Source organism: Thalassospira profundimaris (assembly GCF_003326795.1).
GTDB classification, from domain to species: domain Bacteria; phylum Pseudomonadota; class Alphaproteobacteria; order Rhodospirillales; family Thalassospiraceae; genus Thalassospira; species Thalassospira profundimaris_C.
In genome coordinates, this window is the sequence record NZ_JPWI01000006.1 from 19,819 (window position 1) to 44,592 (window position 24,774).

The window sequence follows — 24,774 nt, forward strand, 5'->3', positions numbered from 1 at the left end:
CCTACAACCCGATCCGGCCTGCGCGGTCGGACATGAAGATGCCGCTTGGGCTGGGCAAAGGAAGTTCTGCAATCGGTTTCAGGGTATAGGGATCATATCCGACGACTTTGTTGTCATCGCGAACCGACAGCCAGACCTGATCGCCACGGGGACTGAATTCCATGTGAAGGACACCGGTGCCGGGTTTCAATTCACCATCGATGGCCAGAGTTTGAGTATCGATGATTTGCACGGTGTCATAATCGGGGACTGAAAAATTGACCCAGACATGGCGACCATCGGGATGGGCCATGACAAAGACCGGTTGTCCATGAACGGGAATGCGGCCGACTTCCTGCCAGGTTTCGGTATCGATCACCAAAACCTCATGGCGACCGACCGCCGGAACAAAGGCCCGCTTGCCGGCAATGGCCCAACCTTCCAGATGTGGCATCTTGTAAACCGGTAGCCGTTCCTCGCCCTTGCCATAGTGATCAAGGATGCGTTGCGGGCCTGATTGCGGATGCCAAAGATCAAGCAATGCCATGCCATCTTCACCAAACAGTCCGGCAATGTAATAGCGGCCATCCGGCGTGATCAGTGCGTCATAGGGCTGGATGCCTATATTCTGGTATCGTGTGACAGATGGTGTATTCCCTGCCGAGAAATCGGCAATCCAGATTTCACCCGTATCCCAAAGACTGAAGACAAACCGGTTGCCCGGCGCATCGACAAGGCCAATTACCTTTGACCGGTCAGGACCCCCATCAATCGTGGTCGGAATATCGGCCACCAATTCCAGCGTTTCCGCGTCGAATACCCGGACACCGCCGGGTTCGTAATTGGCGACAGCAACAAGTTTTCCGTCCTGGCTGATTGCACCGCCGATGCTGTTGCCTGCCTGCAGGGTCCGTACCACAATTTTGTGGCTGAGGATGTCAATCTTGGTCAAGCCGCCGTCTCGCCCAAACACAAAGGCAAACCGGCCATCACGGGCGTAAACGATGGAGGCATGTGAAAGATCACCCAGACCACCAATTATCCCGGTAAATTGTTTGTTGCTGGTGTCAAGAACGGCGACCTCGCCACTTGCACGGGCAATAACAGTTGCCAGATCGGCCGTTCCCCGCAGGGCAACGGGGGAGGATGCACAGGCATTCAACGCAATTGCGGCTCCGATTGCGATCAGGGTCGCTAACGGGCGAAATGGCGAACGCCTTGTCTTCGCAGGAAAGAAACGCGGCATTATTTGGATCCTCCTGTTTTCAGGTATCGGGCCATCCAGGCAGCTTCGCTTTCACTGATGATTGCGCGCCACGGTGGCATCGCCGTTCCCGGCAATCCGTCAAGGATGATGGAGCTCAGATCTTCGACGCTGTAATTTTCAAGATTTTCGGGCAGCAATGGCGATCCGAGTCCGCCTTTGAAAGTCAGGCCATGACAGGAACCGCAATCCTGACGCACCATTTGTTCCAGAGCAGATGGCGTCCGGGCATGCTCCTGAAGCTCGGACGCGACAGCCGGGCCCGCGACAAGAAATGTCCATCCCGCCACAAGCGTGCCTATGGTTTTATGCCGTTTTCGCATAATGCAGGGCTTTGTCAGAAAGAACCGATATCGACTGATCGGTGTCATCAACCATGTATCTGGTAGCGGGCAATGACAGCCGGTCTGCCAGTGACAGCACCCGTCCGATGACAATCATGCAGGGCGGGTTTACATGCATGCGGTCAAGGTCCGTACACAGATGATCAAGCGTGGTTTGAAAATGCCGCTGTTCCGGGGTGGCGCCATTTTCGATGATAATTGCCGGGGTGTTTCCCGAAAGACCGTGCTCCATCAGCTTGCCGGCGATGAGAGGCATTGTTTTTACCCCCATATAAATCGCAAGCGTCGTGTTGGGATCTGCCAATGATCGCCAGTCATGCGTTGGCATTGCGTCGGCCTGCATATGTCCCGTAACGAAACGGACACCGGTTGCCAGACCTCTGTGGGTCAGTGGCAGGTTCAGCTTGGCCATACATCCGGCTGCTGCTGTAATACCGGGCACAACTTCAAAGGGAATTTCATGAAGGCTGAGATGCTCTGCCTCTTCACCACCACGTCCGAAAATATAGGGGTCTCCCCCCTTTAAACGGACAATGTGTTGGTGGGAATGCGCCAGATGCACCAGCAATGTGTTGATTTCTGATTGTTTGAGGCTATGACGCCCGGTTGATTTGCCAACATAGATGCGTTCGGCAAACGGATTGACCAGATCAAGAATATCTTCGGAAACAAGCCGGTCATAAACGACAACATCCGCGCGGTCCAGAAGACGTGCGGCCTTGAGTGTCAGCAATTCCGGGTCTCCTGGCCCGGCCCCGACAAGATAGATGTATCCCGGTTTGCTCATGGCGGATTTTCCTTTTTACCGGATTGACCAGATGTGCAGAAATCCGGGGGCTTTGCAGCCCCCGGATACACGGTCAGTAGACGTCGTGCTGGGTGTTGTAGAGGTTGAATTTCCCGGTCGGGGTCACAAGACGATCATCCTTGATGACCTTCTTGAGCTTGCGGGTTTTGTCGTCAACGACAACGATAGCTGATTTCTCGGCTTTGCCGTTCCAGACAGAGAACCAGATTTCAGTTCCCTGCTTGTTGTATTCACCCTGAACGACACGTTTGGCGCCTTCACCGACATCGGCCCATTCTGCGATCGGGAGAATGTCATATCCGGCTTCAAGATCGTTGATGTTGAACACGGCAACCGACTGGTAGATTTCAGCATCCGAGTTCAGCGGCGTATCCACCCAAAGGTTGGTCGAATTCGGATGGGTCTTGATGAACAGGGAACCACCTCCTTGACCATCAATAGACGCTGCCATTTTCCAGGCACTGTCCGGGTGTTTTTCCGGGTCCGTTCCGATCAGGGCAATGGTTTCGTCGCCCAGATGGCTGGTAGCCCAGACCGGTCCGAGTTCAGGATGAACAAAGTTCGCCCCGCGCCCCGGATGCGGCGTTGTTCCGACTTCAACAAGTTTGGTCAGAACGCGGTCCTTGGTGTCGATCACCGCGACGGTATTACGGGCGTTGGCTGCAACAAGGAAATAGCGGCCACTGGCATCGAATCCGCCGTCATGCAGGAAACGTTCTGCATCAATTGCGGTGACCTGCAGGGCATCCAGATTTTCGTAGTTTACCAGAAGAACCTGACCGGTCTCCTTGACGTTAACGACGAATTCCGGGTTGTAGTGCGACGAAACGATCGCTGCAACACGCGGTTCCGGATGGAATTCCTTCTCGTCGGTGGTCATGCCACGCGTCGATACGATTTCAAGCGGTTCCAGTGTTTCGCCATCCATGATCGTGAATTGCGGAGGCCAGTAGGAACCCGCAATGGCGTATTTGTCTTCCCATCCTTTCATCTTGGATGTTTCGACAGAACGTGCTTCAAGGCCAACCTTGATGGAGGCAACCACGATCGGGTCTTTCATCCACAAATCGATCATGTCGATTTTGGCATCGCGGCCGATCACGAAAAGATAACGTCCGGATGCTGATACGCGTGAAATGTGAACAGCGTAGCCAGTGTCGATTACATATTTGATTTTGTAATCGTTACCATCAATCAGGGCGATCTGACCGGCATCGCGCAATGTTACCGAGAACAGGTTCTCGATATCGAGATCATTCATCTTTTTGGTCGGACGCTGGTCAACCGGAACGACGACTTTCCAGCTTTCCTTCATTGCGGCCATACCCCATTCCGGGGGCTGCGGCGGGTCCTGCATGACATAGCGTGCCATGATATCGACCTGTTCTTCGGTCAGGTCACCCGAGGTGCCCCAGTTCGGCATCCCGGCTGGTGATCCATAGGTGATGAAATCACGAAGATAATCGTACCCCAAATCACGGGTCCGATCGGTTGTCAGTGCCGGTCCGGTTGCGCCATTGCGCAATACACCGTGGCACCCTGCACAGCGCTCGAAGAAAATCTTGCGCCCCTGATCGAATTCATCAGATGTCATGGTCGGCACGCCTTCATGAACACCGGGTTGATCCCCCGTGCTTGGAATGGATTCCAAGCTTGGTTCATAAGTACTTTCGCCTTCCGGATGTTTGTCCTGTGCAAAAGCCGCTGTTGTCAGAATAAGGCCAAAGCCAAATGCAAGCGGCGCTGCAGTACGTCTTAGTCGGGTTGTGAGTGTCATGCGTCCCTCCTTAGGAAAATGAAAGCCCTCGCTCCCGGCTGCGGAGAGTTTACCTTTCGAGGATGGTCAGCCTTGACGATGATCAAATAACCATACGGACATTATGGGTTTCGGTGGTTCGATCCTTGACCGGAATCAATACGGGACCACCAAAATCAAAGAAAATCGGGAAAAGAGAGATCAATTAATGAGGTGACGGCATGTTGATCCGTGATCCGGTTCTGATCATTGTTGCTCACGGAACGCAGCGATCAGGTGCATTGCCAGGAGAAGTCTTTCAGGGACGTTTGCAACAGCTCTTGCCGCATTTTGAGGTTCGGCTGGCATTCTTGCACAGCTCTCCGGATATTCAGACTGTTCTGGAAGATGTTCTCAAGAACCAGCCGGCAGATATTCTTCTGTTCCCGCTTCTGTTTTCTCAGAGTATTGACACCGTCAATCTCTTGTCTCCGACGACAGAAAATATTGAAGGCAGTCGTGCTCAGATATTGCCCGCTGCCGGATGTTTGCCGGGGTTTGGCCGGATGCTGACTCATCGAGTAGTCGACTCGACCTTGCCCTTGAATGGTAAAGTCAGAAACCCTGCGGTTTTCTTGGTCTCGCACGGGCGCAAAAGCGATAGGCGACCGGCGCGAAACTTCCTTGAAATCAGAAACGCAGTTGCCCGGTCTCTTGGGCATAATGAAGTATATAACGTGCAGCTCGAAGGCTGTTTCCCGCTCGATCAGTGGCGGGAAAGGACGCAAAACCGCAAGGCTGTTTTCATTCCATTGATGGCGGGGGATGGCTTCCATTGCAGGGTCGATATTCCGGCTGCTGTTGATATGCGTCCAGACGAAAATCTCCGGATACTTTCTCCTGTTGGAACCTGGTGGGAACTGTCGGTATTGCTGGCCGAATATGTCAATCTTCGCTGGCTCGATGGTGGCTCTGAATATTCTGGGCCGATATCCCGCAAACTGACGAGGACGTGCAGATGTCTTGTCGAAAAATAACCAGTGCGGATATTGATCTGATCTCAAAAATTCCGGTGATGTCCGCATTTGCGCGCACCGAAATTCCGGCCATTGTCCGCGGCTCTTTTGTAACCATTTATCCGCATCGGGAACTGCTGTTTAGCGAAGGAGAAGACGCTGATCAGTTTTTCATTCTGTTAAAAGGGCAAGTGCGTCTGTTCCGGGTTCTTGATGATGGTCGGGTTCCCTTGTTCCATCTGGTCGGGCCAGGAGAATCCTTTGCCGAAGCGGTGGTACTGGCAGGTGTGCGTTATCCTGTTTCGGCCGAATGCGAGGCAGGATGCGAGATTGCGGCTGTCAGTCGCTCGCAATTGATCAGCCGTCTGAAGAATGATCGCTTCATGATTGGTCGAATGATGCAGTCCCTGATCGAGCGTGAGCGATTCTTCTTCAAGGAACTGAACGGTTTGCGGCAACTCAATCCATCGCAACGACTGGCGGAATTTTTGCTTTCCCAGAATGATCAGCCACAGCATGTACCAAAACATGTGATTGCCAACCGGATCGGGGTGACGCCAGAGACCTTCTCACGGGCATTACGGAAGCTTGAGGAAGACGGGCTGATCGCGCGCGACCCCAAAATGAGCATTCTTGATCTCGACCGACTGCAACAGTTCACCCGGCAGTAGATATTTTCGGTCACCATATTGACTTGGAGCAAATCTAACCCCTCCATCAGATGTTAGATTGGTTCCAGTAAGTAACTCACTGCTCCGTTATCACCATGGACAATGCCATGACGAACGATATTGAGCGCATTTCGGGCGTCCTTCGCTTTGCGCGTTATTTCAGAACCTGGCCACAGGAAGATATTCTTGAGTTGGCAAGTCTATGCCAATGGGTTCGCCTCGATACCGACACTGCGATGATTACGGCAGGGGAGCCTGCCTCGGCGCTTTATCTGATCGTCAATGGTCATGTCGAGCTGTCTTACAAGGACGGGGACGGCAAGGATGGCGTCATTGATCTTATGGGCGACGGACAACTGGTCGGGGAATGCGCACTTGTCCCGGACGGTTATTATGCCGTGTCACTCAGAACGCTGGAGGCCACAACGGCGATTCGCATTGATGGCCTGGCATTTTCGGAATTCCTTTCGGCCCATTTCGACAGAGCCCTGACCATGATGTCTGCGATGACCGAGCGGTTGTGTCAGATGTTACGTCAGGCCGAAGAACTCAAATGTCGTTCTGCAGCTCAGCGATTGGGTATTTATCTTCTGGCGGATGCTGTCCCGATTGATGGCGTACATGAAACGCCGCTGACCATCGAAAAATCGGCCCTTGCGCGCAAGCTTGGCATGACGAGTGAAACCATTTCACGGGCATTGAAAAAGCTTTCCGAAATGGGTGTGTCACAGCATTCCAATGGTCATATCATCCGGATTGCCGATGCTGAAATGCTTGCTGAATGGTGCGGTCTTTCCAGCAATCAGGGCAAAGAGGAGCAGGAAGATGCGTTCAAAGCCGCTGTCTGATTCCGACCGCGAAATCATGATGAATGTGCCGTTGCTTTTTGCCCTTGGTGAAGACCGCATTGAAGGTCTGATCGCGAGATGCAGGGTTGCATGTCATGCGCGTGGCGAACATCTTTTCCGTGCCGGTGATGTCGCAGAGAATTTCTATATATTGTTGTCCGGTCATTTGCGGCTTGTGAAAACGTCGCCGCTCGGGGAAGAAACCGTCATGCATTTTCTGACCCAGCCGGGCGCATTTGCCGAAGCGGTTTCATTTGCCGGTCGCCCCTATCCTGTGGATTGCGAGGTGATGGAAGATTGCGAGATTGTTGAAATTCCGCGCGCAGCCTATCTGTCTATATTGCGAAGTGCCCCGGATGTTCTGGGCGATGTATTGAGCGGTCTTCTGCGGTGGGAACGTTTCTTCCTTGAGGAAATCTACAAGATCCGCCACACACGACCATTACAAAGAATCGCATCTTTCCTGATCGATTTCGAAGAACGTAGTGGTGAACCTCTTGATGATCAGGGAGGCACAAGCTTCCCGGAAAAACGTCAGATCGCAAGCCGGATCGGCATCACACCCGAAACCTTTTCGCGTTCTTTACGGAAGTTGGAGGCATCTGGCGCAATTGCTGCTGGGCCTAAACTTCAAATTCTTGATCGTGCTGCGTTGATCGAACTGTCGCGCTAACAGGTTGCCAGAAGATCGGCATGGAGATGAGACATCAGGAGCGGATAGATACGTATCCGTCCGGATCAGTTTGTCTTTTTAAATCGCCATATAAGGGCGATCAATGTGAAGACAAATCCGGCAAATGCGAGTTCCCAAAGTAAGGCTGACATGACCAGGAGCTCAGTTGTGCCTGTATCCTGAATTGCCGCCATTCGGGTAAGGGAAGCAACCGCCACACAGGCGCAGGAAATACGCATCGAGACCGGCAAGCTAAGAGAAAAGCGAAACCGTTGTAAAACTGTGCGGCACATGACGGTGATGGAAAGTAGTGCAAAACCGCCGATCATTGCGCCATGAAATCCAATCAGCCCCTGTCGGCCAAGGATCAGCGTCAGGACAGAGTTAAAGCACAGTCCGACCGCCAGCATCGCGTATCCCAAATGCAAGGATGTCAGGTCAAAGCCATCAGCGACCAGCCAGACGCGCCAGTTCCAGAGACGACGCATGATGACCATCGCCGCCAGCAGCCCGAGCAGCGCGCTGAGGGGGGGCGGCAATCCGGCAAGGTCACTGACGGCTGCAAGAATCAGAGCGACAAGACCATAATTTTCCAGTCGGCCTTGCGCCATATAGGGGCGGTACATATCGCGTTTTTGCAGCGCCCCGGATGTGGCGGCGGCAATTATGCGTCCCCCCATCAGGAACAGCAACACAATCAGCAACCATATCATTGCAAGCAAGGCTGTTTCTGAAAGGGCCCGGTTCGCAAGAATCCCGCCCGCCTGAAAAACGGCTTCGGAAGAAAGAAGTAGAAATATGATCAATCCGGGCAGGGCAGATTTCAGACGCTTGGCGGCACGGAAAAATGCAAGCCCGGCGTAAAAGAACAACAAGCCGAAGGTCGCAAGGTTTCCAAAGGCACCAAGATAAAGACCGGCCAGACCCGGGACAAAGATCGAAATACGGGCGACAAGCCAGAGCATGATCAGAAAGCGGATGGTTCGCTTTCCCGGCCGCGTTAGCAAATAGCCGCCCAGAACAAGTTGTCCGTAACCTGCCAGCAATTCATGACCATGCCAGAAATCCCGTTGCGGAACGGGCAAAAGGGTCAGGATTTCATCGCTGCCAGGAACCCAGAACAATAATTTTAGCGGAACAGCAACAAGGGCAAGCAACCCGGCCAGTATGAATAATGTGACAAAGTCTGTGCGGATTGTGCGCATATCATGCCTTACCAACCCGGCGAGAGGCAGGTTCCTTTGTTGCTATGCTGGGCTTCAACAGGCTGAGGTATCGCCAGGCAAGGGGAAATGCCCCGCCTAGACCAGTTTTGCAGCCGGAAACTGCCCAAGAAGTTGTGCGCATTCTTCATCATTCATCAGGCACATGGCCGTGCTTAATCCATCTGCGATGGCGGCCTTTGGTGCGGTGACCGTGATGCTTTGGCGACGTGCCTGTGCGGGCAGGCCGGAGCGGGGATCAAGAATGTGACCGATCAGGCCAGCCTGATCAAAAAACGTTCCGGTTGGCAACGAAGTGGCCAGAGCATTATCACGCAACATTTCCCGATCTTTTCTGATACCCGAACCGGTATCAATGGAAATCGGCCAGGGATTGCCGTCAGGATGGCCGCCAATTGCGTGAAATTCTCCGGTATTGACGAGCACGTTGGTCAGTCCGTTGCTGCGAAGCAGTGATGCAATCCGGTCGGCAACATATCCTTGGGCAATGCCGTTCAGGGTCAGGGCCATGCCAGGACGATCAAATGCAATCCGGTTTTGGGAGATCGACAGTTTTTCCCAGCCGGTCAGGGCAAGTGTGTCTTTGATCGCAGAAGTTTCAGGCCCGTACCCTTGTGCATAGCTTGTCGCATAGAGCTGCCACAACGGCTGTATCGTCGGATCGAAAAGCCCGTTGCTTGCACGGTTGATGGTGCCGCAAATCCCGAGGCATTCCAGAAGTTCGAATGGTGGGGAGTCAAGGCTTCCTGCACTGTTTAACCGGGAAAGTGTCGAGTTTTCGCGATAGAGGCTGAAAATATTTTCCAGTCTGTCGAGCTCCCGGGTCGCACTTGCAAGGATCTTGTCGGCATCAGGATGGGACAATGTGATCGATGCAGCAGCACCCATTGCGATCCCTTTCCAGCTTTGGACCGGAGTTTGCGCATGGGATATGGCAAAAGGCATGCTGCTGATTGCGCCAGCTGCAGCAGAAATGGTCAGAAACCGACGTCGTGAAATAGCGGGCATGGCGGACCTCATTTTTTGCGAAGACTTTCAAGACGGCTGCGATAGTCGGTGTCTTCGGGCAGGTTTGCAGCTTCAGGGACGTTTACTGGTGCATCAGGGGTGGTGTTGCTAAAGACCAGCGCATCATCAACATCACCAAGCGTCATGACCTGACCCCCATACTGATCGGCAAAGGCCCGGGCATCATCCGGGCTCGAAAAGGGAACAAGTTCCGGTGATCCCATCCCCCCGGCCATGCGCGATCCAACGACATAATGTGCCGACACCGCCGGTATCCAGTTCTGCTCCCCGACATTGTCCCAGTCGGTGGTCTTTGACATGTCCGTGACATATATGACGCGGATTTTATAATTCTGTTCGGGCATGCGTTCATAGGCAATGCCGTCGCGAACCTGACTGAAAAACAGGGGATAAGGCAGGCCTTCAAGATGAATTTGTGCCTTGGGGCCGGGATGTTCGAGAATATTCATCTGGCAAAAATGCCCGACTGATTCCTCGGTCATTGCGAGCGGGGGTGGCAGGGTTTCTGCAACCTGTTCCTGACAGGCAGCCAGTCCCAAAAGACCACCAGCGACCACAAGTACAGACAGGTTAAATTTACGGGGTTTCATGGTGTAACCCTCCGAAACGCCAAGAGCGCGATACCGATGGCAGCAACCGGCCATGCCAGAATGGATATCAGGGCATGGACAGGCGGGATGCTGTTGGCGGCCCCTGCCAGTCCGGCGGCAGCCGCGGTCGCATCAGATGCGGCAAGGTTATATAAACGAAAGGCATCGGCGGGATTGCCAAGCAGCAACCACTGGAAATAGTCATTGGTAAAGGTGCCGCCATCATCTGCAACAATGGCAGCAAGAAGCCCAAGATCGTAAAGCACGATCAGAACAAGCCACAATCCAATGACCAGTCCGGCTGCGGCACCGGGCCGTCGTGCAAAGGCCGAAATCCCGTATCCGATACCGATAAAGGTCGCCCCAAGCAGAAGTGACGACCAGAACAGCCGCAGCAATGCCGGTAAACCCAGAAATGCATTCTGATCGGTCGCAACAGCCGCAATGGCTGCGATGCCGTAACCAGCCGCAATCGCAATGGCAAGGATGGCAAGATGTGCGGTGAATTTGCCCAGAACTAGCTCGCCGCGTTTGACGGGATAGGTCAGAACAAGGGGCAGGGTGCCACGTTCAATCTCACCGGCAATGGCGTCAAAGGACATCAAAAGCGCAACCAGTGGCACCAGATATACGGCAAGCGATGTCAGGCTTGCGACTGTGACGGAAAGCTTGTCTGCGCCAAGTGCGCCGGTCGGGGCACTTCCGGCAGCAGAAAGAACAAGTGAAAACAGCACCATCATCGCGACGGAAATGGTGATCCAGCGATTGCGCAAGGCAATGATAAATTCGGTACGGGCCGATGCCAGAATGCGGTTCATGCGTCACCTCCCTTGCTGAAATGGCTGTAAATATCTTCCAGACTGGGCTGAATGACGTCGACATCCTCGATCAGGGAGCCAAGTGCGGAAATATCGCCAAGACGTGCGAGTTTTTCATCGGATCTGCAAACCAGATCGACCATCACCCCGTTACGGCGATCCCCCGAAAGCTTGCTGGCGACTTCATCGGCCTTGCCGACAGACGCAGAAACCTGCAAGCGGATCGGCAGGGATGCCTGCCGTCGCAAACTGGCCAGCGTGTCGTTTGCCACCATGACCCCGGATGAAAGTATAACGATACGGTCGGTTCTGGCTTCAACTTCGGTAAGGGCATGGGAAGACAGCAAAATGGCAGTTCCCTGAGCCGCAAGTTCATCAAGGATGACATAGAATTCCCGCCGCGAAACAGGATCCAGCCCGCTGGTCGGTTCATCAAGGATGAGAAGTCTGGGTTTACCGATCAAAGCCTGTGCCAGTCCGACACGTTGCCGCATACCTTTGGAATATGTGCCGATCCGTCGTTTTGCGGCCTGTGCCAGTCCGACGCGCTCAAGCAGCGGCATGGCCTGATTGGTGTTTTCGCCGCGCAGACGAAGATAGTAACAAAGCTGTTCATAACCGCTTAGCGCCGGGTGAAAGGCGGCATTTTCCGGAAGATATGCCGTGCCTGTTTTGGCGATATTGCTGCCGGGTTCGGTGCCAAGCACCTTTATCGTGCCCTTGTCGGCCGGAATAAGGCCGAGGATAATCTTCATTAAAGTCGATTTTCCTGCGCCGTTATGGCCAAGCAGAGCGACACGTTCACCGGCCGCGACGTCAAATCCGACCGCGTTCAGAACGGTATGATCATCGTAGCACTTAGTGACTTGCGAGAGGGTCAGACACATCTTCAGTCCTTTCACGCAGCCAAACAGGGTTGGTGCGAGCAGCCATTTCAAGTGTTGCGATCTTATCGGAAACGGGAATGTCTAATGGTTCCATCAACGGATAACTGTCGATGACGCCACCGGGCAGGGTTGCGGGAAAATGTGCCTGGCTCCACCGGATCAATTGCACGGCGGGTGACCCCAGCAACATTCCCGCTGCTGGTTGTGACCATAAAATATGGTCCATCAGATCGTTGGGACGGAACCGGCTATCGGCAATCCCGTTGCCATCAAGATCAAATGCCGGATGATCCGACCAGAAGTTTCCCTGCCCATCGAAACTCCATTCCACGTCGCGTGTGCCGACATATTTGACCTGGGTCTGATTGGCGACAAAGGCATTACCGGTAATGGCATTGCTTTCAGAACCGGCTGTAAAGTGAATGCCGATGCCGCATCCTTCAAATCGGTTGTCGCTGACCAGATTGCGATGGGCATTATAAAGGAACAGGCATTTTTCCCCGGTGCCGCGGACGAGATTTCCGACCAGATCGGCATTGTTGGTGTAATTCAGCATCAGCCCCTGATCACGGTCGGCAAGCGACATATTGTCGCGCACTGTGATCCGCTTTGAATACATCAGTGCAAAGCCAAGATGATTGCCAACCGATATGTTTCCCGACACTTCTGAATCGTGGGCATACATGTAATGCACGGCAAAACGCAGATCGCGCATCAGGTTGTTGCGGAATGTTCCGCGATTGGATGTGTTTACGAAAATGCCGTCACGACCATATTGAATGTCGTTTTCTTCGATCAATGTCCCGGGCGAATTCCAGATATAGATACCATTGCCGCGCGAATTCATTCGGTGATCACGACGCCCGACAATGATATTGGCACGAACGGTTGCGTTGCGGGCACCATGAACGTCGACACCATACAAGTTGCCCAGAAGCCGGTTTTCCTCGATCAGGATACGGGCAGCAGTGCGTTCAAGCTGAATGCCTGAATCAATGGTTTCATGTGACGATCCGGAGCCGATAACTTCAAGGCCACGAACGGTAATATCCTGTCCGGTGATCGTAATGACGCTACCGGTTTCATTGCCGTTCAGTGTCGCCTTGTTCTGACCGTCAAGTGTGATCGGTTTGTCGAGTAATACCGGACCCTGATGTTGTCCGGGTTCAAGGACAAGCACATCGCCGGGGGCTGCCCCGGCGATGGCTGAGGCAAGCGCCCCGTTCGTTGCGGGCACGGATCGGGTTGCCGCAAAAACATTCAGCGGCAAGAAAATCAGGGCCAGTACTATCAGAACGGGACGCAACATGATGGTTAACTCCGCGGTTCAACAATCATGCGACCGCGCATTTCCATGTGCAGGGCATGGCAGAACCACTGGCAATAGTACCAGTAGACACCGGCTTTCGACGCAACGAAGGTTGCTGATGCCGTTGCCTGCGGGGCAATTTCAAAGGCAACCCCGTGATCGCCCATGGTAAAGCCGTGGGTAAGGTCGTCGATATCATCCATGTTGGTGATAATGACCGTGACCTCGTCACCTTGTTTCACAGTAAAGGATTCAAGGCTGAAAGTCGGTGCCGACGAACTCATATAGACGCGGACCTTGTTGCCGTCGCGAACAATGGTATCGGCCCAGTCGTCAATATTGACGCCATCAGCTTCGGCTTGTGCACGGGTTTTTGCCCACATCGGGTCCTGACGGTTCCAGACGCTTAGCGGGTTGACCACAGAACGATGAACAATGATCGAGTCATGAGGTTCGGCAAATGTCGGGCCATCATGGACCAGAACAAGATCATCGCCTTCCATCGAGAAGAGCTGTTCGTTTTCCGGCTTGAGCGGGCCGACATTGAGGAAGCGGTCCTTGGAGAATTTGTTCATCGAAATGAACCATTTTCCGTCGGCTTCCAGTGTTTCACCCATCGAGGTCGAGTTGTGACCCGGCTGGTAATGGACGTCGACCTTCTTGATGATCGGATCAACGTTTTCACCGGCATAGGCCCGAACGGCTTTTTCGATGTTCCACTTTACGACCTGGCTGTCGAGGAACAGGGTGGTCAGAGCGTTACCCTTGCCGTCAAAGGCAGTATGTAGCGGACCAAGACCCAGTTCCGGTTCGGCAACAACGGCTGAACGCGGTTCAGCACCGTCATAGAACACGGCATCAAGTTTGGTGACATCAATCACCGAAACGGTCGGGGACAGTTTGCCCGCGATGCAAAGGTGTTTTTTGTCCGGTGCCATGTTGCAGCCATGCGGGCTGTTGGGGATCGGAATATAGCGGGTGTAGTTCTTGTTCTGACCTTTGCGGCCGTCAATGACCTTGACGCCGTTCAGTTCAATAAAATCGCCCGCAGCAATGCCTTTTTCGATTTCCTTGATGTTGAAAACAACAACATGGTCGAGCTCGGATGCGGTCATTTCCGCAAGGTTCATACCCATTTCCGAGTTGTAGCTGGTCGAGAAGGCATATTTGCCTTCATAGTCGGCGTCGGTATTGTCAAGGTTACCCGAAACCATAACCTGCCAGGCAACCTGCATCTTGTCCGCGTCAATAGCGGTATAGAAGTTGACGTATTTTGACGGATCATCGAGCACCGAACCATCATTGACCATCGGGGTCTCGTCTTCGCCATTGGCAAAGACATAGTTGGTGCGCGGCCATTTTTGCGGACGCAGACCGTGGATGGCCTTGGCATTCGGAATTTCAAGGATTTTATCTGTTTTCATGACGTCGCAGCGAACACGCGCAACACGGGTGTTTGCCTTGTCATTCATGAACAGATAGCGCCCGTCATACTTGCCCTCGGTAAAGGACATATGAACGTGGTGCAGGTCGCCATTGTCGTGGACTTTCTTCCCGTTTGCAGCGAGAAAATCCTTGGTTTTCGGCAACATGTTCTCGGTCAGAACTTCCAGACTTTCGTTGGTTTGACCCCAACCGGTTGCTGAACAGCGGTTGAAAACCGGGACGCGCATCAGTTCGCGCATCGACGGAATGCCCAGAATACGCATTTCGCCGGTCTGGCCCGATGACCAGAAACCGTAATATTCATCAAGCTGCCCAGGGGCAAGGTTCACTTCCGAGCCGGCTGCAGCCTGTGCACTTCCAACAGAAAGCGCGGTTGCAGCACCTGTTGCCCCACCAACCATGGCCAGACGTGCTGCACCAGCAGCGCCGGCAAAGGCAGCACCACCTGCGGCGGCAGTCAAAAGGCCACGGCGGGTTACGCCGGTTTTTTCTGTATTGTCAGACATCACGAATTCTCCTTGGGATTTTGCTTTGTCGTCTGGGTCCGGTTCAGTGCTTTTTTCGCACCTTCCATGCTCGCCAAGAGGCTTTCTTGCCGCTTGAGTTTCTTGATCACGACCGGACAAATTGTTTTGCTTTGATACAGCACCTGGCAGTGAAGACAGTTGTGACACTCGTTCGGGTTGATTTCTCCTGTTGGGTGGATGGCCTGGACCATGCATTCATGCGCGCAACTCTGGCAGGGGCTGCCGCATTCCTTGTAGCGTTTGAGCCAGTCAAACATCCGGATGCGTGCCGGAATTGCCAGCGCTGCACCCAGTGGGCACAGATAGCGGCAATAGAAACGCTCGACGAAAAGTCCGGCACCAAGAAGGACAAGGGCATAAAGAACAAATGGCCAAGCCCGGTCGAATTTAAGAATGATGGCGGTTTTGAAGGGTTCGACTTCGGCAAGTTTCTCGGCCTGGTCAATCGAAGCCAGCATGGTGCCGAAAAGGCCGAGGAAAATGATGTATTTGACCGCCCAAAGACGTTCATGCAGGCCCCATGGAAGGGTCCATTGTGGCACATGGAAGAACTTGGCAATCCGGTTGGTCAGTTCCTGCAGGGCACCAAACGGGCAAAGCCATCCGCAATAAGCCCCGCGTCCCCAGAAAATAAGTGCAGCCGCAACCGAGAACCACAGAATGAAGGTCAGCGGATCAAGCAGGAAGGCTTCCCAGGTGAACCCGGTCACCAGTGAACTTGTCAGCGCCATCAGGTTGACGACGGAAAGTTGGGCGTTTGCATACCAGCCAAGGAAAACAAGGGTGACTGTCAGGAACGAAATGCGGAACCAGAAGGTAAATTTCGCAGAGCGCGTCAGAATCCCCTGGAAGAAGAAGGCCGTCGTCAAGGTCAGCAGCATGATGCTGAGAACGATGATTTCGAGCGACTTGTCGCGCCAGATCCGCTGCCACAGCGCTGTTTTGGCAGCCTGTTCGTCGCTTTCAAGCGCAGGTTCTTCTGTTGGTGCTGCGACCTGTGCCGGGGGGGCTACTTTTTCAAGATAGTTTTCTGGCGGCTGCCAGCCCATGTCAAAGGTCGTATAAAGACGCTCGATAGCCCCGATATCACGATGGACAAGAAGCTCCAGCCGCCATGGTTGTGTCGGGTCAAAATTGTTTGAAGCCGGAATCTTGAACAGATCCATCTCGGTCAGTTCCGGTGCACCGTCGGCCATGATGTCACCGACACGCCGATGGTTACGATCACGGAAACGTACCGACATGTCGCCCTGGATCAGCTGGATACGATCAAACAGGCCGCCACGGACATAACCGGATCCCTTGAAGGAATATTGTCCGCGTGCAGTCACAAGAATGGCCTGCTCGCCTTCCTTGAGCCAGTTGCGCAAGTTATTGTAACCGCGCTCGCCCAGCGTTGCCTTGCCAATTGCGGGGATGCTGACAAGGGTTGCATACATATCGATAAAGGTGTCTTCGGCCGGAGCGGTGATCGGACGTTCGGTTGCGCGTGGATCATCCATCGCGGCAAAGGCATCATTGATTTGCCCGACATCCAGAGACATCCGGCGAATGGTGCCGTCCCCGACCAGTGTTAGCCAGTCGGCCGGTGCGGTGGCGTCAGGATTGATTTTGAATTGTTGGGCTGTCGAGGCCTTAGGGGCAGTAAGTCCCCCCAATCCAAGCGCACGCGCAACCTTGATCCCGGAACGAAGGATCGAGTCATCAATCACCATGATGGTGACAGTCGCACCGGAAATAATGTTCAGGTCATGGTCGGCATTTTGGGTCGCTGCAACAAGGTCAAATCCGACATATCCCTCGGTCAGGGCAGCGATGCGCGCTTCGGGGATACCGATCAGAACAATCGGTTCAGAATGCTTGACCAGTTTGACACCAATGATTTTGGCATCCTGACCAACAGCAACCATGACATGAATGGGTTTTCCGGAATAACCGGTTGTGCCGACGAAATCCGATGTGATGAATGCCCAGCCGATCTGATTGCCCTGTTTGAGAATCGGTGCAACGGGAAGATCATCGCGAACAGGGCCATAGGCCTCGGCGCCATTTACAAGCGATGCGGCAGGAATTTTGTCGATGAATTGGGCAAGGACGGGTTTGTTTTGTGCCCATGCCGGAGATGCCGACAGAAGAACTGGCAGAAGACAGACAATTGCCAGAATCAGTAGTCTTGTCAGACGGGCACGCGGGCGACGCGAACAAGTGATTGTTTGAGGACAGCATTGGTAAGATGGCGTTTTCATGAATTCAAACCTTGTGCGGGGGGCGCGCGTGCTGTCGCAGGCGCAGTCGAAGCTGCGCCTGTGATGTCAAATGACTGCGGGATGACGGTCAGAATGACTTTGCGGTCATGCCCGATTTCACCGATTGGAAGCGGAAGTTTGAATGCAGATCCGATCAGACAGTTCGGGCATGTTGGGCAGTCGCATTGGGCAGGTTCGGGAACCTGGTTTCCGTTCTGATCAATCAGTATCGTTTTAGGAGTTTGTTCCGCGGAACAGATCGTGATTTCAACAAGATCTGCACGAGAAGAATGCTTCGCCGTTTGCGCAAAGGCCTGATTTGTCCCGGTGCCGATCACGGACAGGACAATCAGAAGCGACAGGAGTGTGCGAAGCATGTTTTTCATAGTTTTTCTCGTACTACAACGAGGAGGGCAAACTATTGATAGTGATCAAGTGGAGGCTTCTTTTTATTTTGATGGTTGGCACCCGGCCCAGGGCCAAGTTGAGTGCACTCAATGAAGCGATATAATTACGCGATGATTTTCTATCAAGGGTTGAATTTTATGTTGCAGTTCAGCCTGACTTTGTTGTTGAGGCATCCGCAAGACAGCATTGGCCGCACGTCTTGAGGAAGGCTTTTGATTTGACTCTGCCAAGGACAATCCCTAAATAAGAACAAATAGTGAACATTTGTCTTGTGTAGGTATGATGCTGGCGGAACGACTTCATGATGCCCGTGTCGCTTTGGCGCAGGCAGAGAAGCAGTGGAAAATAAGTGCCTCCTGTTTTTCTGATGCAGCAGGAGAAGCAATACCGCGTGTGTTCGGACACATCGTGTTATCTGGAAATATCAGTCTGGGCGGTTTCGCACCGGTTGGTCTGCATGAGATTATTTGCAGTCATGACGCGGGTGCTGCATCGGTTTTGGCCTGGTCCCTGGCCCAGATCGATCAGAGAAATCAGGATGGTAAATCAGCAGGACGGTCTGTTTTCTGGATCCGGCAAAGACGGGCCATTGATCAGGGGCGATTTTATCATCTGAGCTTTCCTGCCCGATCCGGGGGGGAATGTTGCCCCTTGATGATGACAGTTGATCAGCAAGCAACAGCAATGTGGGCGTGTGCCGAGATCGCCAGAACAGGGCAGATCGCATCAATCATTCTTGAAACCACGGATTACGATTTGACGGTTGCGCGGCGCTTGCAGCTGGCGTGCGAGGCCGCGGGGACGCGAATCATTGTGTTACGCCAGGCTTCACGGATCGGACGGTTGATGCCGTCAAGTGCGCTGACACGCTGGAAGATCGAGCCGGAACTGAACACGCAGCAGAATATGACAGGGAGCATCCATCATCTCAGCCTGATCGGGGGACGCGGGGTCCGACCGGGAAGCTGGAAAGTCAAAACCGATGCAGCAACGCTTTCTTTATCTGTGGTTGACCCACTGGAAAACCGACTGTCAGACGATCAGCCTCTCCACGGCTGATCATCCCCGTGAAATCGGCAGCGCAGCCATATCTGAAACCGCAACCAGGCCCACGGCAGATCGTGCGCATGTGGTGACACGTGTCGATCATAAGGGGGTCTTTGTCTGCGGGCTGAATCATGCGGCGCGGATGACTGGTTTGCACGGGGGCATGCGTTTGTCCGATGCCCGAAGCATCCTGCCTGATCTGATCGATACCCCCGAGGATGTCGATCTTTATCAAGCCCATCTGGCGCGCCTGATTCGCGCGATGGATCGATACAGCCCGTGGGTTGCCCCGGATCGGGAGCTGCATGACAGCAGCCTGCAGGGCGATGGCGGATTGTGGTTGGAGATCACCGGGGGGAGCCATCTGTTTGGGGGCGAAACTGCCATGATCACGCACATCCTGCGTGATGTGAAAGCACGTGGTTACGCGGCCCGGATTGCCATTGCCGATACAGCCGGGGCTGCATGGGCCTGCGCACGCCATCATCCGGGGAATGTTTCTGAACGTACCCTGTCACTTCCAAATGATCACGCGACTGCGGCCGGATTTCCGGTCTCGGCCCTGCGTCTGTCTGATGACATCATCACATTGCTGTCGCGTCTTGGCCTGAAACAACTGGGCGATATTACCCCCTTGCCGCGTGCCAATATCACCACCCGACTGGGGCCTGATGTGTTGCATCGGCTTGACCAGTTTTATGGCCGTTTGCCTGAATATCTGAATTTCGAACTACCCGATAGCCCATGGCTGATAAGGCAAAGCTTTGGCGAGCCACTGGGCGATGCAGACAATCTGGCTCTTGCGATCCGGACCATGACCGAGAAACTCTGTGACAGGCTCCAGACTGATAACCTTGGTCTGCGCCGGCTTGTAGTCCGGTCGATCCGGGTTGATGGCCATGCCCATACCATCACGACCACAACCGGCGCCCCCTGTCAGTCAGCAGCCCATGTCTTGCGGTTACTGGAAGAAAAAATGCCTGGTGTCGATACCGGGTTTGGGATTGAACAGGTCATTGTCTATGCCCCTTGGGTCGAACATGTTGCCTTTCGTCAGGTGCGTCTTGACCGTCAGCAGGATGAGACCGGTGATGCTATCGCGCTCGCCCAGCTGATTGACCGGATCAGTCATCATCTGGGCCCCAACGATATCCTGTATCGCCCTGCCCATCATGCAAGCCACTTGCCCGAACGGGCCGCTATTCGACAATCCCCGGTCGGCCCGGCAAAAACGTCGCGCCTACCCGATGTCACCTTGCCCAGACGACCGGTCCGGTTGCTCGATCCGCCAGAACCGGTTGAGGTGATTGACCGTAACCCGACCGGCACTCCGACACGCCTGCGCTGGCGAAAAATGATTGTGGATATTTTACATGCCGACGGGCCGGAACGCCTCTGTCCTGAATGGTGGGGGCATCTTGATCGGGATCATTACGCCCTGTCACAGATGACCCGCGACTATTTCCGTATCTGTGATCAGAAAGGGCGGGTGTTGTGGCTGTTTCGTACCAGACCTGCCGGTCAGGATATCTGGTCGGTCCACGGGCTTTTTGCAGGGTGATGCCATGACGAAATCCCAAACCGGTCATACCCCGAACGCCCCGGAACCAGCCTATGCCGAACTGCAGGTCAGCAGCAATTTTTCCTTTTTGCGCGGCGCATCGCATGCCGAGGAACTGGTGCTTACGGCTGCGACCAAGGGGCTTCATGCCATTGCGATTACGGATCGCAATACGCTGGCCGGGGTCGTACGCGGTTACTCGGCACACAGTAATTATGCTGACCGGCTCAATTATATTGTCGGCTGCCGTCTTGATCCGATGGATGGGCCATCCATGCTGTGCTATCCGACGGATCGGGCATCCTATGCCCGGCTGTGCCGGTTGCTAACCCTTGGCAAGCGCCGTGCCCCCAAGGGATCGTGCGAGATTTACCAGAGCGATATCATCAATCATGGCGACGGCCTTTTGTTCATTGCTATCCCGCCGCAGGTTCCCGATGACGGGTTTCGCACCGAATTGATCAATCTGAAAGCCCGTTTTAATGATCGGCTTTGGCTTGCTGTCGGGCGCTTCATGGACGGGTTTGATAGCGAACGCCTTGCCTTTACCGAAGACGTCGAAACCCGTCTTGGCATTCCTGCCGTGGTGACCAATGACGTGCATATGCACCTTCGATCCCGCAAACCCTTGCAGGATGTATTGACCTGCATTCGCCATCATTGCCGGATTGAGGATGCCGGATATCGGCTGTTTCCCAATGGTGAACGCCACATCAAATCCCCGCAGGAAATGGCACGGCTGTTTCCCGATCATCCCCACTGGCTTGCGCGCACGGTCGAGATTGCCGATCAGTGCACATTCAGTCTCAGTGACCTTCGCTATGAATATCCCGATGAAAATGACGGATCGGGGGAAGGCACGCAGGAACGCCTGATCCGCCTGACCTGGGAGGGAGCACATAAACGCTATCCCGATGGTGTGCCTGACAAGGTCAAAAAACTGATCGAGACGGAGCTTAAACTGATCGACGAGCTGGGTTATGCCCCCTATTTCCTGACCGTGCATGACATTGTTGCCTTTGCCCGGTCAAAGGACATTTTGTGTCAGGGGCGTGGATCGGCGGCCAATTCATCGGTCTGCTTTTGTCTGCATGTCACATCGGTTGACCCCAATGAGGTGGAACTTCTGTTTTCGCGCTTCATCAGCAATGCGCGCAATGAGCCGCCCGATATTGATGTCGATTTCGAACATGAACGCCGCGAAGAAGTCATCCAGTTCATCTATGAACGTTATGGTCGCGAGCGCGCCGGTCTGACCGCTACGGTGATTTCATACCGGTCGCGCAGTGCCATTCGCGATGTCGGCAAGGTTTTTGGTCTGTCCGAGGACACCATCGTCAAGCTGACCAAAACCATCTGGGGATCAAGCAGCAAGGGCGCGCATGATACCATGATGCGCCAGTCGGGCATTCATCCAGACGAACCGCGCCTCAAAGCTATTCTTGATCTGGCGGGGGAACTGACCGGGTTTCCCCGCCACCTGTCGCAGCATGTTGGCGGCTTTGTCATTACGCGCGGACCGCTTTGTGAATTGTCGCCGATCGCCAATGCGGCGATGGCGGACCGCACCACCATTGAGTGGGACAAGGATGATATTGATGCACTTGGCATTCTTAAGGTCGATGTGCTGGCATTGGGAATGCTCACCTGTATTCGCAAGGCGTTTGAGGAACTGCGCAATCACAAGAACATTGATTACACGCTTGCAACCTTGCCCAAGGAAGACAGGGCTACGTATCGGATGCTCGAAAAGGCCGACAGTATTGGCACTTTTCAGGTGGAATCGCGTGCGCAAATGAGCATGCTGCCCCGCCTTCAACCCAAAAGCATTTATGACCTGACCATTCAGGTGGCGATTGTCCGCCCCGGACCGATTCAGGGCGGTATGGTTCATCCGTTTTTGCAACGGCGCATGGGCCGGGAAAAGGTGGAGTATCCTTCAAAGGAACTGGAAGCCGTCTTGAAGCGCACCTGTGGTGTGCCGCTGTTTCAGGAACAGGCAATGCAGATCGCCATTGTTGCTGCGGGCTATTCCGGTGGCGAGGCCGACAATCTCAGACGTGCGATGGCGACATTCAAACGTACCGGTACGATTGGCGAACACCGGACCAAATTCATCAACGGAATGCTGAAAAACGGCTATGACATGGATTTCGCCGAGCGCTGCTTCAAGCAGATCGAAGGCTTTGCCGATTACGGTTTCCCCGAAAGCCACGCGGCAAGCTTTGCCATTCTGGCCTATGCGTCATCCTGGCTGAAATGCCATCATCCCGATGTGTTTTTATGTGCACTTTTGAACGCGCAGCCGATGGGGTTTTATGCCCCCGCACAACTGGTTAATGATGCGCGCAATCATGGGGTCAGAGTTCTTGAAATCGATATCAATCACAGTTTCTGGGACAATCAGCTTGAACGCGAGCTGGGCCGTGCCAGTGGCTATCATTCCGTGCGACTTGGTTTTCGCCAGATCAAGGGATTTGGCGAACTTGATGCCCTTGCCCTGATTGCCAATCGTCCGGCAGGTGGGTTTCAGGATGTCTATCTGATGGCGCGCCAGACCGGTCTGTCACCTGCGGCCTTGGAAAAACTGGCGGAAGCCGACGCCTTTGGTTCCCTTGGCCTGTCGCGGCGAGAAGCCCTTTGGGCGGTGCGTCGCTTTGGCAAGGGGCGCAAGGCCCCGGTTGCATTGCCTTTGTTTGAAGCCGCCCAGAACTTTAACCATAATATGGGTGTCTCTGCCGAATTCGGGGCCGAAGCCCCGGTCGATTTGCCCATCATGGAACCGGGCGAGGAGATCATCGAGGATTACGCCAGCCTGCGTCTGTCGCTTAAAGGTCATCCGGTCAGCATGTTGCGCAATGCGCTTGAAGAAGCGGGGATCTGCAAGGCAAGTGACCTGCCCGGTGTGCGTGATGGTGAACGGTTAACTCATGCCGGTCTTGCCATCGTTCGGCAACGCCCGGGGACATCATCGGGGGTGGTTTTCATCACGCTTGAGGATGAAACCGGCATCACCAATCTGGTGGTCTGGAACAAGGTGATGGAAAAATATCGCCGCGAAGTCATGACGGCCACGGTTCTGGGGGTTACCGGCAAGCTTCAGCGTGAAGATGGCGTTACCCATATTATTGCCGACAGACTGGTTGATCTGACCGGGATGTTGCAAGGACTGACGGATAATACCAAAATCGCCCGCAGCAACCACAATCACCCCCGGAATTTACAATGGGCCAGTGGTCTGAATGCTTTGGAGGCGGAGCATGTCTCACAAACGCAAAAGGCTCCGGTCCTTAAAATTGACAGTCACGATTTCCATTAAGCAGTGACGGGTTTCTGTCCGGTGTAATTGCATTTTAGTCGACCTTTCTCCGGATTTCCGAACGTGTTTCAGAACTCGCTATCTCTAAACGAGCGGGAGTGTGCATCCCATGTGCCTTTGGATGAGGGAACACGGGGTTCTAAGGATTGGGATGGAAGGGGCCATCGCGGGATCGGGGCTATGCGGCCTTGCAATGATCTTGATCATGGTTAGGGATGCAGTCCCCCGGTCATGAGGGCTGCGACGGATGACGTTAATCAGCAAGTTGCGTTAACCGGAACTTTTTGCACGTGGTTTAGCCGACATGCCTTGCAAGAAATTCGATCGTACGGGCATGGGCCAGATCGGCAGCATTCACGACATAGGACAGGCGTGCATCATTGGCAAAGGCGTGACCGGCTTCGTACATATGAATTTCCATATCCGGGAAATAAGTCTTGGCTTGATCAAGCATTTCGGCCGGAACATGGTCATCCAGGGTGCCAAAGTGACCAAGGAATGCTGCTTTGAGTGGCCGATCAAGATATTGCGGTAAACGCGTGCCATAGAAGGCAATCCCGGCTGCAACGTCAAGATCCTGTGCCGCACGCAGGGCAAGACCGCCACCCCAGCAAAAACCGATAACTCCGACTTTGCCACCATTTGCGGCAAGGGCCTTGACCGCTGCATCAATGTCCAGGGTGGTTTGTTCAAGATCGGATGCCAGCATCATGTCGCGGCCGCGCAGTGCCTGATCAAAGGGAACAACCGCATCGCGTTCCTGACGGTCAAACAGGGCAGGTATGGCGACTTCGTAACCAAGGGCAGCATATTTTGCAGCCACACCTTTGAGCTGGTCGGTCACACCAAAAATTTCCTGCAGGATGACAATCCCGCCACGGCGTTCGCCAACCGCTGGTTCAAACCAGCAATCAAGCGCATGGCCATCTGCTGCGGTAATGGTTTTCATCATGTCAAAATGCTCCTGTCGCTTTGCGTAAGGAAGTGCATCAATCGTCCATCATGCCGATGCCGTACCAATCAAGC

Annotated in this window: 21 protein-coding genes; 7 read left to right on the top strand and 14 right to left on the bottom strand. The window is 54.0% G+C overall.

What is annotated here, in order from left to right; translation table 11 throughout:
* Position 1: 1 nt before the first annotated feature.
* The 4 genes from TH30_RS10615 to TH30_RS10630 all read right to left on the bottom strand — a co-directional run bounded on the left by TH30_RS10615 (position 2) and on the right by TH30_RS10630 (position 4,172).
* A complete protein-coding gene (locus tag TH30_RS10615; protein ID WP_114098077.1) occupies positions 2 to 1,225 on the bottom strand; it encodes a cytochrome D1 domain-containing protein in 1,224 nt (407 codons plus the stop codon).
* Positions 1,225 to 1,533 carry a c-type cytochrome gene (locus tag TH30_RS10620; RefSeq protein WP_258548684.1) on the bottom strand — a complete coding sequence of 103 codons (309 nt, stop codon included), beginning with the start codon at positions 1,531 to 1,533 and terminating at the stop codon, positions 1,225 to 1,227. The genes TH30_RS10615 and TH30_RS10620 overlap by 1 nt, the downstream gene beginning before the upstream one ends.
* A 16-nt stretch (positions 1,534 to 1,549) precedes the next feature.
* Positions 1,550 to 2,374, bottom strand: coding sequence for a uroporphyrinogen-III C-methyltransferase (cobA, locus tag TH30_RS10625; protein WP_114098079.1), 825 nt, complete (start codon positions 2,372 to 2,374; stop codon positions 1,550 to 1,552).
* Positions 2,375 to 2,447: 73 nt separating this feature from the next.
* The gene (locus TH30_RS10630) at positions 2,448 to 4,172 is read right to left on the bottom strand and encodes a nitrite reductase (RefSeq protein ID WP_114098080.1); all 1,725 of its coding nucleotides are present in this window, start codon (positions 4,170 to 4,172) and stop codon (positions 2,448 to 2,450) included.
* Between the two features lie 200 nt (positions 4,173 to 4,372).
* Here TH30_RS10630 and TH30_RS10635 point away from each other — a divergent pair, with 200 nt between their 5' ends.
* The 4 genes from TH30_RS10635 (at position 4,373) to TH30_RS10650 (ending at position 7,338) form a co-directional block, all read left to right on the top strand.
* On the top strand, positions 4,373 to 5,167 hold the full coding sequence (locus TH30_RS10635) for a sirohydrochlorin chelatase (protein ID WP_114098081.1): 795 nt from the start codon (positions 4,373 to 4,375) through the stop codon (positions 5,165 to 5,167).
* Positions 5,149 to 5,817, top strand: a complete 669-nt coding sequence (locus TH30_RS10640; RefSeq protein WP_114098082.1) for a Crp/Fnr family transcriptional regulator — start codon at positions 5,149 to 5,151, stop codon at positions 5,815 to 5,817. The genes TH30_RS10635 and TH30_RS10640 overlap by 19 nt, the downstream gene beginning before the upstream one ends.
* 107 nt (positions 5,818 to 5,924) lie before the next feature.
* Positions 5,925 to 6,665: a Crp/Fnr family transcriptional regulator gene (locus TH30_RS10645; RefSeq protein ID WP_181850236.1), complete on the top strand. Its 741-nt coding sequence runs from the start codon at positions 5,925 to 5,927 to the stop codon at positions 6,663 to 6,665.
* The gene (locus tag TH30_RS10650) at positions 6,643 to 7,338 is read left to right on the top strand and encodes a Crp/Fnr family transcriptional regulator (RefSeq protein ID WP_181850238.1); all 696 of its coding nucleotides are present in this window, start codon (positions 6,643 to 6,645) and stop codon (positions 7,336 to 7,338) included. The genes TH30_RS10645 and TH30_RS10650 overlap by 23 nt, the downstream gene beginning before the upstream one ends.
* Positions 7,339 to 7,403: 65 nt before the next feature.
* On the opposite strand, the gene TH30_RS10655 is transcribed toward TH30_RS10650, so the two are convergent.
* The 9 genes from TH30_RS10655 to TH30_RS10695 all read right to left on the bottom strand — a co-directional run bounded on the left by TH30_RS10655 (position 7,404) and on the right by TH30_RS10695 (position 17,799).
* Positions 7,404 to 8,543: an NnrS family protein gene (locus tag TH30_RS10655; RefSeq protein WP_114098085.1), complete on the bottom strand. Its 1,140-nt coding sequence runs from the start codon at positions 8,541 to 8,543 to the stop codon at positions 7,404 to 7,406.
* A 96-nt stretch (positions 8,544 to 8,639) separates the two neighbouring features.
* Positions 8,640 to 9,569 carry an FAD:protein FMN transferase gene (locus TH30_RS10660; protein ID WP_114098259.1) on the bottom strand — a complete coding sequence of 310 codons (930 nt, stop codon included), beginning with the start codon at positions 9,567 to 9,569 and terminating at the stop codon, positions 8,640 to 8,642.
* An 8-nt stretch (positions 9,570 to 9,577) separates the two neighbouring features.
* A complete protein-coding gene (locus TH30_RS10665; protein ID WP_114098086.1) occupies positions 9,578 to 10,180 on the bottom strand; it encodes a nitrous oxide reductase accessory protein NosL in 603 nt (200 codons plus the stop codon).
* On the bottom strand, positions 10,177 to 10,998 hold the full coding sequence (locus TH30_RS10670) for an ABC transporter permease (RefSeq protein WP_114098087.1): 822 nt from the start codon (positions 10,996 to 10,998) through the stop codon (positions 10,177 to 10,179). The genes TH30_RS10665 and TH30_RS10670 overlap by 4 nt, the downstream gene beginning before the upstream one ends.
* Positions 10,995 to 11,885 carry an ABC transporter ATP-binding protein gene (locus tag TH30_RS10675; protein WP_114098088.1) on the bottom strand — a complete coding sequence of 297 codons (891 nt, stop codon included), beginning with the start codon at positions 11,883 to 11,885 and terminating at the stop codon, positions 10,995 to 10,997. The genes TH30_RS10670 and TH30_RS10675 overlap by 4 nt, the downstream gene beginning before the upstream one ends.
* A complete protein-coding gene (locus TH30_RS10680) occupies positions 11,857 to 13,194 on the bottom strand; it encodes a nitrous oxide reductase family maturation protein NosD (protein ID WP_114098089.1) in 1,338 nt (445 codons plus the stop codon). The genes TH30_RS10675 and TH30_RS10680 overlap by 29 nt, the downstream gene beginning before the upstream one ends.
* 5 nt (positions 13,195 to 13,199) lie before the next feature.
* Entirely contained in the window at positions 13,200 to 15,146 is a 1,947-nt protein-coding gene (gene nosZ, locus TH30_RS10685) for a TAT-dependent nitrous-oxide reductase (protein ID WP_114098090.1), read from the bottom strand.
* Positions 15,146 to 17,413, bottom strand: coding sequence for a NosR/NirI family protein (locus TH30_RS10690; RefSeq protein ID WP_114098091.1), 2,268 nt, complete (start codon positions 17,411 to 17,413; stop codon positions 15,146 to 15,148). Before TH30_RS10690 ends, nosZ begins: the two co-directional genes overlap by 1 nt.
* Entirely contained in the window at positions 17,410 to 17,799 is a 390-nt protein-coding gene (locus TH30_RS10695; RefSeq protein WP_114098092.1) for a hypothetical protein, read from the bottom strand. The genes TH30_RS10690 and TH30_RS10695 overlap by 4 nt, the downstream gene beginning before the upstream one ends.
* A 676-nt stretch (positions 17,800 to 18,475) precedes the next feature.
* Between TH30_RS10695 and TH30_RS22540 the strand changes: the two genes are divergently transcribed.
* From TH30_RS22540 to TH30_RS10710, 3 genes are all read left to right on the top strand, one after another.
* Positions 18,476 to 18,880: a hypothetical protein gene (locus TH30_RS22540; RefSeq protein ID WP_258548685.1), complete on the top strand. Its 405-nt coding sequence runs from the start codon at positions 18,476 to 18,478 to the stop codon at positions 18,878 to 18,880.
* A gap of 73 nt (positions 18,881 to 18,953) precedes the next feature.
* Positions 18,954 to 20,429 carry a Y-family DNA polymerase gene (locus tag TH30_RS10705; protein ID WP_258548697.1) on the top strand — a complete coding sequence of 492 codons (1,476 nt, stop codon included), beginning with the start codon at positions 18,954 to 18,956 and terminating at the stop codon, positions 20,427 to 20,429.
* 4 nt (positions 20,430 to 20,433) lie between these two features.
* Positions 20,434 to 23,748: an error-prone DNA polymerase gene (locus TH30_RS10710; protein ID WP_258548686.1), complete on the top strand. Its 3,315-nt coding sequence runs from the start codon at positions 20,434 to 20,436 to the stop codon at positions 23,746 to 23,748.
* A 295-nt stretch (positions 23,749 to 24,043) separates the two neighbouring features.
* Here the strand turns inward: TH30_RS10710 and TH30_RS10715 are convergent, their stop codons facing one another.
* Positions 24,044 to 24,700: a dienelactone hydrolase family protein gene (locus TH30_RS10715; protein WP_114098093.1), complete on the bottom strand. Its 657-nt coding sequence runs from the start codon at positions 24,698 to 24,700 to the stop codon at positions 24,044 to 24,046.
* Positions 24,701 to 24,774 lie beyond the last annotated feature (74 nt).